9 protein-coding genes are annotated in these 9,819 nt (G+C 41.3%); all 9 read left to right on the top strand.

The genetic code is table 11. From position 1 onward, the window contains the following. The coding region (locus tag ACFQ1M_RS18355; RefSeq protein WP_386411358.1) for a phage baseplate assembly protein V at positions 1–586 on the top strand (586 nt) is incomplete at its 5' end. A gap of 6 nt (positions 587–592) precedes the next feature. Further along, positions 593–1,645, top strand: coding sequence for a DUF2931 family protein (locus tag ACFQ1M_RS18350; protein ID WP_386411354.1), 1,053 nt, complete (start codon positions 593–595; stop codon positions 1,643–1,645). Positions 1,646–1,660: 15 nt separating this feature from the next. Further along, entirely contained in the window at positions 1,661–3,118 is a 1,458-nt protein-coding gene (locus ACFQ1M_RS18345; RefSeq protein WP_386411351.1) for a T6SS phospholipase effector Tle1-like catalytic domain-containing protein, read from the top strand. A gap of 11 nt (positions 3,119–3,129) precedes the next feature. Then, on the top strand, positions 3,130–4,020 hold the full coding sequence (locus ACFQ1M_RS18340) for a hypothetical protein (protein ID WP_386411348.1): 891 nt from the start codon (positions 3,130–3,132) through the stop codon (positions 4,018–4,020). Next, entirely contained in the window at positions 4,010–4,684 is a 675-nt protein-coding gene (locus tag ACFQ1M_RS18335) for a DUF4280 domain-containing protein (RefSeq protein ID WP_386411345.1), read from the top strand. The genes ACFQ1M_RS18340 and ACFQ1M_RS18335 overlap by 11 nt, the downstream gene beginning before the upstream one ends. A 7-nt stretch (positions 4,685–4,691) precedes the next feature. Further along, positions 4,692–6,869: a hypothetical protein gene (locus ACFQ1M_RS18330; protein WP_386411342.1), complete on the top strand. Its 2,178-nt coding sequence runs from the start codon at positions 4,692–4,694 to the stop codon at positions 6,867–6,869. Next, entirely contained in the window at positions 6,787–7,584 is a 798-nt protein-coding gene (locus ACFQ1M_RS18325; protein ID WP_386411339.1) for a hypothetical protein, read from the top strand. The genes ACFQ1M_RS18330 and ACFQ1M_RS18325 overlap by 83 nt, the downstream gene beginning before the upstream one ends. 136 nt (positions 7,585–7,720) lie before the next feature. After that, a complete protein-coding gene (locus ACFQ1M_RS18320) occupies positions 7,721–9,100 on the top strand; it encodes a hypothetical protein (RefSeq protein WP_386411336.1) in 1,380 nt (459 codons plus the stop codon). Between the two features lie 204 nt (positions 9,101–9,304). Then, positions 9,305–9,819, top strand: a 515-nt coding sequence (locus tag ACFQ1M_RS18315) for a contractile injection system protein, VgrG/Pvc8 family (RefSeq protein ID WP_386408350.1), incomplete at its 3' end; no start/stop codon positions are given.

Genomic DNA, 9,819 nt, shown 5'->3' with positions numbered 1-9,819 from the left:
GGTGCTGACCCCGCATGCGGGTGGCGAGAAGGGCTTCCACTTCATCCCCGAGGTGGGCGAGGAGGTCCTGGTGGGCTTCGAGGGTGGCAACGCAGAGCGACCTTACATTCTAGGAGCTTTGTATAATGGGGGCGCCAACCCTTCACCATGGAAGACAGACCAAAACGATGTAAAGGCCATCAGAACCAGGAGTGGTCATACCATAGAGCTAAATGATACAAAAGGTTCGGAATACATTGAGATCACCGATACCAACAAAAACGTCATTCGAATCGATACTGCCAATAACGATATTATGATCTCGGCTGGAGAGAACATGACCTTCAATGCGAAGAACATGCAAATCAACGTGGAGGAAAATCTCGACATAACAGTCGGTAAGAACAAAACCGAAAGTATTACTGACGATCATATAGTGATGGCCAATAATCAAGACATTCAAGTAGGAGAAGATATCAAGGTGATCAGTTCTAATTATAAACAGGAGGCGCAAGAGATCTCCACGGATGCAAGCGGTGAAATAAAGACGAATGCTGGTGGCAAGATCACCATTGCCAGTGCCGAGACCGTTGAATATGGAGAGTAATTCATTATGATGAAAAGAAGCCTCGTACTATGGACCCTTTTTTTAAGTGGAATACTTACGGTTTCTTGTCAGAGTAATACTGCCCAAAAGCCTACAGCAAATAATCAGCAAATGAAAAAGTTTGAATGGAGACCATCCGTAAGCGCACCTAAGATATACCCAATACAGATCCATAAGGGATTTTTATATGGGCCAGATGGTAACGCAATTCAAATTCCTAGAGGGCGAATCGTAAAAAACGGGTGGGGGAAGACCGGTGCAAGTTTTGTGATTGGTGAAGATATCAAGCCGGTTCCTAACCGTTTGGAAGTCACATGGCTCTCCCTTTCAGAGAACCAATTCTATGCAGGCTCGTTTGAGTTGCCAGCGGAAAGAATGGTTCAAAATTTTGAGACAACTTTTATAGATCAACGAGACAAAGAAGATGCATATAACAGTATCGTAATTGGATTGGCCCCTGGTGGAATGGTGTCGGTTTGGATGAGAGGGCCTAGCAAATCTATCGAAGTAGCAAACTTCAAAGCTGCCGTAACAGATATCCCCATGGAAGAATTTAATCCTTTGGGAACGCAGAATAGAGAGGAGTACGTTCAAAACAGATTGAACAGCTTAGATGAAAAATATCAAACAGACTTGGAAGAAAAGGGTGTTGATATTGATAAGTGGGATGCGGCAAGAGCTCAGTTTTCATGGAAATTGAATTTTAGCCCTATCGCTGGAGGAGAACTTGCCACGGTTTTGGCAGAAGGTCTCAACGGAGAACATTTTTTCGTTCGCAGCGATAATCGCATACTTGAAGCTAATGAAGATCTTTTTGTACCTGCATACCTTAAAATTAGCTGGTACGATACCAGTAAAAATAAATATGGGGCCAAGATCTACTTAGATGAAGAAGAAACATTGAAGGCATTTTGGTCATTGTCGAAGGAAGCCAAAATGTTAGAACTTATCATCGAGGTAGATAGATATCACAGCAACATCAATATCTATTTACAGGGAGATGATGCCCGAACATCACTTCAAAAAGCGAGAAGTAATGTCTATGCAACGGTAGATTAATAGAATAGTACAAAGATGCCAGAATTAGGACTAGAAGCAACACCAGCCAATGGGCAAGAGACGAGAAACGCACTTAGCGGAGTAGATGTCAGCACCTCGAAAGTTCATGTCTGCGATGCGGACTTTCAAGAACTGGTGCCAGATGACTCCGCGTACTTTACTGTCGGAGTCTTCTTCGATGGGACACTTAACAATGCAGCGAATACTCAAGCACGATTAGAATACGAAAACAAACAGGCTGGACGACCATATGATAGAGATCAGGCAAAGGTGTATAACACATGGTACACCTTTCAAAAATCTGGGAGCTATGACAACGATTTTTCCAATGTGGCAAGAATGCAACGTGCTTATGAAGAAATAATAGAGGATGATAACTATCAAATTCCTATCTATATAGAAGGTATTGGAACTGAAGATCACGAATCTGATTCTGGAATTCTTGGTGCAGCTCAAGGTCTAGGAGCAACCGGAGTGCGAGCAAAGGTCCTAAAAGGTTGTGAAGAGGTAGTTGATGTGATAAAGCAAAAACAGGTAGAAAAGATCAGTTGCTTGCGAATTGACACCTATGGTTTTAGTCGAGGTGCTGCTGCGGCGAGAAACTTTGTCTTCGAGATAAAGAAGAACAAGGGGGATTTCAAAAAAATGGGAGGAGGTCGAGCAAGAACCAAAATATATCACCAAGTTCCCAATGGTTATCTAGGAGAGCTTTTAGAGGAAAATGGTATTGAAGTAAATATGGTTCAAGTACGTTTTGTGGGCCTTTACGATACCGTAGCTTCCTTAGGGATCAACCATGATAACGATACTAGAGAATTGAATCTAGACGCGGTGCGAAAAGCCAACCATACCTTTCAGATCGCTGCCGATGACGAACATCGTGTTAATTTTAGACTTACCAATATTAATAGTGCTGGAAGTAAGGGTGTTCAAAAAGAGCTTCCGGGAGTGCATTCGGACATCGGAGGAGGCTACACTGATAACTCCAATGAAGAAGTAACGCTCAATTATGCCAATACGATTTTCGGTGTGCCAGAATTGAGAAGGCAACGACAACGATTGATCGAGGAAGGTTGGTATTTGGAAGATGAGATTACAGCTGGTTGGTTATCCAAAGAACTTACCGCAAAACGAACAGGAATTAGAAATACCTACAGTCATATTCCGTTGCACATCATGGTACAATATAGTATCACGAAGCAGCTGGCTTATGACTTGGGATTGATACAAGACCAATTTTCTATCGAGGGCGATGAATTGACACAGGCGAAGAGCCGAGTTGATGACTACGTATTTTATGGAGGAGCGAAATTCTCATACGACAATATTGCCGATCGAGAGATCATTAGAAAGTTGCGCAACAGATATTTTCATTTCTCGGCACATTATGATGACAAAGTTGTAGGGCTCATTGCTCCACACAAACCAAATTTCATCGATGGTGAACGGACTCGGGTTATTCAAAATGGTTAGCTGTTTGAAAAATGTATTCCATACTACCACATACCATGCAGGGGTTTAAGCTTAGTCAAGATCGAGTCACCCGTAGCTATTTCTCACAAGTGGATATACGGGTCGAGAAAGATAAAAAAACTGTGCATAATACCGTGGCAACAGAGTTTCATCTCACACATTATGGTCACGATAAGGAGCGAAGACCTTTGTATCGATGGGAAGTGATCAATCGCTTTTTGCTCAACGAGCGCGGCAATATTATAAAGAAGCTTAAAAAAGCGCAACGCATTGCATTAATGGTAGCTACCATCAATGATCGATTAGAATTTGTCGTAGACAAAAGCTTTCAGCTGGTCGCAGTTACCAATACCCAAGAAATAAGGGATAAATGGAGAGAAGTCAGATCAGAACTTTTGGACGAATTTCCAGACCTTGTTGAGATGGCGACTGATTTTGACTGGCAACTGAAAGAAGAGAATATCCAACAGGTGTTTTTAAACGATAACTTCTTTACAACGCTGTTTTCGGGATTTTTTGACGAAGGGTTAGAACCCAAACAAATAAAACATCGAAATAGGATCATGGCAAATGCAGTTGAGCGTATCGACATTCCAATGATAGAAACAAGCACGCTCATGCGGGGTAAGAGCTTTTCGAATGACGCACGAATAAAGGTGATTGGCGATTTTGACATTGCACATAAGAAGTTTCCCAAGGCCAAACTAAATACCTTTCTTGGAGACATTGCAGAGAAAGCTGGGGATAAGCATACCTTGACCTTTGATTATAACGGGCAATATATCGTGAAACCAGAAGAGGGAGTGATTGTAAAAGCAGCCGTTACCTCCTGCTTTAAGATCGACGGACTATACCAGAAGACAATTAATATAACCTTTAATATGGAAGAGGATGAGCGGTAAGAAATATGTTTTGGACGGGGCCATGGTTGAATGTAACTGTGGGGTGAAGCCCGCCAAATTATTGGTAAATCAAAATCGAAAAGTAAAGATCCAAGGTAAATTCAAGGCGACTGACATGGACGTACAAGTCCCTGAAACATTTGGCCAGTGTAAATTGAAACCTACCAGTGGAGGATACTTGCCGTGTATCCCGGCATTGCAAAAGTGGATGAAGACCACCAAGACGTCCACCTTGGGCGGGAGCAAGAAGTTCCTTTTCGAAGATTCTGAAACCATGTGTGCTACGGGAGGGAAAGTGACCATTGTTAAGGATATGCAGATCAATAGCGCGGGAAGCGTTAAAGAAGAATTCAAAGAAATCGCCATGACCATCCCAGGAGCGATGATGGGGAATGACAAAGCACCAAAAGTGGTAGAAAAGTACTGGATGGACGAGTCCAAAGAAAAAAGAGTCAACGAGATCCAATATGGAGAAACGGCGACCATATTTGTACGTACAGAAAATGTAGAAGCAGGCGAATCCATCACCATAAAGGTAAAAGACACGGCCGATCAGAAGATAGATGGCCAAAAGACGAATCTTACTTTTTCGGGAACCGTTTTGGAAGATGGGACCGCAGAATTACAACCAGTGAACACACAAAAAGATTGGAATAAAGCATAACACAAGCATGGGTAGAGAACGAGAACTTGTAATGGAAATACAGGTCATGGGAAGAACATTCCAGGCCGAAAAGGAGATCTTGAATCTCGTTGGCGAGGAAGAGCCCAAAGTACGGAACGCCTATTTTGCTGAGAAGAAGATAGAAGAGGTCGAAGAAGCGGCGGGAACTCATACCTATACCTTTGGTAGTACAAACGATACCAGTACCGATGCCCAAAAAAATAAGATAGGAGGTATTATCCTAAACAATGTGAATAAGGCCGAAAAGACCAATAAGAAATACACTAAATTGGTAGACGTGGTTGCAAAACTTACCGCCAATTCGTACAAGAAGGACGATACAATCGAGATAGCCCTTTTCAAGAAGGAAGAAAAGATATCCTACCCGAAGATCAGCTCGGCACCCATGGGTTATCAAGTATATCTTATCGCAGAGACCAGAAACCTCAAAGATAAGAAGGTAAGGATAAAGATTCACGAAAAAGAAGATGACCTCAAGCTGCTAAAGACCAAAGAGGACATCCTTCCAGTATTGGTCTTTGATAAGAAGGAGGACACCACAACCGATACGGAAGTAAGTGATTGGATCGAGATCGATGTCAAAGAAGAACAAGGAAAGAAGGAGAGTGGTGCCATAGTCCTTCATAAAGAAGATAAAGGCGACACTATCGAGGTAGGGATGAAAAAAATTCAACTTCGCCCTAAGGAAGATAAGATCAAATCCAAGGACGAAGATGCCGCCAAAAGCTTCGAAGGTTGGCAAGAAGCGCTTTATATTAGAGAGGATGAGACCGAGGAAGGGAAGAAGGCTAAGAAAGAGGCCAAAGAACAAAAGACGGCCAGAGATGCAGAGACCTTCCAAAATCTTTCATTCGATGATAAGGCTACCAAACTAACTTATCCTGAAAAGATCAGCGGACCTAAGACCATTGAGGTTGGCAAAGAAGCCACGTATACCATAACCAAGTATGCCGGGACTGAAACCACAGAAGATAAAAACAACATTCGCTGGTCGATGTGGGTACAGGGAGAAGATAAGAAGTCCTATCATGTGATCGATACAAAATCCAAGGATAAACTTTACACTTATGCCAAGGTGACCCTGGAAGATGCTATAGAAACTACCGATGGTGAAGGGAACACGACCAAGACCGGGGGCAACAATACATTGGTCATTGTCTTCGACGAGGCCTTAAAAGGTAAAAAAGTTCAAATAGAACCCTTTAGAGGAAGTCCAGATATCAACAACAAAAAGGATTATGTGCGAACGACTACTGTAAAGGAAGTTGCCACCCCGATAATTGCTGAAAGACATACAACGCAACTTTGGCTGCAGACACAATGTGATAGTACAGAGAATGAAGAAGAGACCATAGATCAGCAATTTAATGGGAGTCTTAAACTTACCACACCGGATACGATACACATTTATAGTGATGGTAAAATCAGTAAACTTGAGTTCGGAGGGCTAACAAAGGTTAAATACAGATACCATAATGACAAAGGGGACGTTTTTGACATCTCAACATGTAATTTATTTGAGATAGATGAACGTTTAAAAGGAATCTCTAACGATAAGAAAACGGCTCATGTGGTTGAATCAGGATACGATGCAAACAATATTGTGACATATTCTCACGCCTCGAGCAGAAAAAAATATTCTTATAGCGATGGGACGATTAGAACCTATGGGAAGTTTTACAATCCCGATAAGGGAACTAGTTATAGATTGGTGACTTATAAAAAAGGGGACAAGAAGGTTTTAATTGTTAGAATGCCCGACCAATTGAACAAAAAGATTGGTAATCAAAAGGTAACATTTACTTTTACCAAAACCGCCAGGAGATATTGTGGGCCAGAACACTTTGCCGGATTTATAGGGGCATTAGCAGAAGTTGAGTATGAAAACATAAAATCTGGAGGGAGTTGTGAAGAGGACGGAACATCATATCCAAGTGTGAGCCATATTAATGGTCAAAGTATAGACACTAATTACTTAGGAAATAATACAAAAGATCAAAAATTTATTGATGCAATGCATAATTTTGGTTTTAAGAGTATTTTGAGAGGTTCATCTAAAAAAGCTTTCAACCATACAGGCAATGGAGGAAAACTTCATAACAATCATCTTCATTCTGGTGGGTTTGAAGCAAAATATAAAGAAGATGAGGATAACACGCTTTAGAAGAGCAGGCAAGCTTATTTATATTCTATTACTTTTCTTAGGATGCAAAATCCCCCAAAGTCAGAATCAACAAGAGGCCAAAGCGGATGTGATCAAGGATGCCAAGAAAGTCCAGAAGGATTTACCTCAATCAAATTATCAAGAGGGACTCCCGTTGGGTAAAATAGAAATTCTTGATGCTCGATTGCAAGACGCTATTCTCACTGATGATTCTTTCTTAGGAACCATTTTTGAATACTATAGCGAGGTAGATGCGAAGCCCAATCCCAACTTTCAAGAAATATTAGATTCTCCTTTCAATTCTTTTTACAAACCTAAATTAGCAGATGAAAAGGAGGACGTCGATTCTTTTTTCTTATCTTCAGAGGAAGGGTATACCTTTTTCAAACATGTTAAAAAACTACCTCAATTCTCAGATAATTCAATAATGGTTTTTTCAGGAAGTTCTTCAAACTATGATTATGATGGTAACACCATATACACACAAAGAATGGATTTGGTAATTGTTGACGACAAAAAAAACATCATCGACGCTCTGAATATATATTACGATTATAGTGACGGTATCGTAGCTAAAACTAAACTGTTTTATATTGATGAATCATATAACATATTTGTCCGCTATGTTGTAGTTGGAGAAGAAGGTAACCATAAGATATCAGGCCTGGAAGCATATAAGATTACACAAAAAGGGAGAATCGTTAAACAGAACTAGCTTACCACATACCCAGCACCATAAAAAGGTTGGCGTTTATCGGCACCATCACCATTTACATTTAAAAAGTTTTAGAAATCAATTGCAAACCTCAAAATTCAGGAAATTTCCACGTTCACTCATCTTATTTTTTATAGTGCTGAAAACATTGGCACAAAACACTCCTAATTATAGTTTTCTACAATACTACGACTATAAAGAACTTCCTCTGATTGAAAGAACTCGACTGGACGAAAAGGCCCCTTTGAAACATCTGACAAGAGCTCAAAAAAAAGCACTCCATTTTAAAAAGATAACAGAAGATTGGGAGCAGCTCGACTGCGGTATACTTTATAAATTGAATATATCCAACGATTTTAAAACATTGGTAGTCTATTACTATTGGGGTGAAGAACTGCGTACACTGCTAGCAAACTACGATTTAGACCATAATTTTATCGATGCAGAATTGGTTGCTTTCGATGAGAATGCCGAAGGTTGGTCATCATCTAAAAGTACCATAACCAAACATCGGATCCATAGGATGGATGCCTTATATACAGAGCCAGAGCAAATAGAATATTCGAATTTCGTCTTTAAAAAAGATGGGGAAATCGTAAGCGAAAGGGGATACTACAACGGCACAATACCAAATACCTGTGTTCACTATTTTTCGCCACAAGAGATCAAATACGTTCAAGCTTTGAACGGATTAAATGTGAGGGATGAGAACGGGCACAAAATCGGTAAATTGAATTATGGAGATAAGGTCGAAATTATAAAATACACTCCCAAAAAATTAACCGTTATCGACTCCGACAAAACTATCGTAGGAAATGTGGTAGAGATCTGTAACTATGAATCCGGAAGTTACAAAAGGAGGTATGTTTTTGATGGGTATTTGGTTGCCGATGAGGAGTTAAGACTATTTGATTCACAGTTGGACTTATGTGATCCGCCGCAAAGTTTCACGATCCTTCGAGACGTAAATAGATCTATCATTGCAACAGATCATATAGACTTTAGCAAGAAATTTCCGAAGGTGAAAGATGAAATCAGATTGCCCTTGACGAGTGGTGAGGAAATGGTTTTAAAGAACAAAACGGGTAGTATAGAATCAAGAGAAGCATATAGTTATGTTGGATTTGTCAAACCATTTAATGCCTATCTTATAGAAGGAGGTTATTATGAAGAAGGAGATTTCTTCTTTGTTGACAGAGCGTCTGGCGAGATAACGACAAGGTTCCCGAGCTATCCGTATATTTCGCCAGACAGGAAAACGATCGTTTGCTTTTATTTTGACCCTTATCTGGAGCAATCGAAATTGTACATCTATAAAGAAAGTGATGCAAATCGTTTTATGTTGAAAAAAGAGATAGACATTAAATTTTGGACTCAAAATTTAGTACATACCAACTTGAAATGGACTTCTAATAATTCGTTTATAATCAATATCACTCCTATTGCAGCTGTGTGGAATAACAAAGGAGACTATAATACAGCATATAGTGAATTACATATAGAATTAAATGAATAAAAGTCGTAACTGCCTTGCCATAAACAATTTTCCGCGTGCATTTCAATAGCCTTTCCATTCCTCAATAAAAAAGGGGATTTTACCTAAAACTTCAACCTTTTTCGTCCTATTTTTATATCTTAGAGATATATAGCCAGTATATTAATTATAAATGACTTACAGCCACCGAACTGTAACGTTGATAACCGATAAAAACCGATAGCCATGGCATTACAATCGACGATAGAGATATACATAGGGGGGGACCAGTTGAAGGCCTTCAAGGAGTTCCGTTTGGAGCAGCGCATCGACGCGCACCACCATCTGGAGGTGGTCTGCCGCACGGACGTTCTGGAGGACGCCTCTGGCGAGCTCTCCACGGAGACGAAGAACTTCCTTGGTGAGGTGCTGACGCTGAAGGTGGGCTCTCTGGACGGCATCAGCCTTTACAAGGAGCTTGAGTTCAAGGGGGTGGTGACGTCGATCACGAGCACACGCGGCTTCCAGTACCAGCACGGGGACGTGGTGGTGATCACCGCGATGAGCGCCTCGGTGCTGACGGACGACGGTCCGCACCATGCCTCTTTCAGCGACACGCCGCTCTCGGGGATCGTGGAGAGGACCTTCCAGGACTACGACAAGTCGAAGGTGGAGCTTTCGGTGTCCCCGGGGAACACGGATGCGCTGCACTACAGCGTCCAGAGCGGGGAGAGCGCCTTCGGGTACGCGAGCCGCCTGGC

This window comes from Sungkyunkwania multivorans (assembly GCF_042675645.1).
GTDB lineage: Bacteria > Bacteroidota > Bacteroidia > Flavobacteriales > Flavobacteriaceae > Sungkyunkwania > Sungkyunkwania multivorans.
The sequence above is the reverse complement of the archived record's forward strand: the minus strand, read 5'-3'. Positions and strand labels throughout refer to the sequence as shown.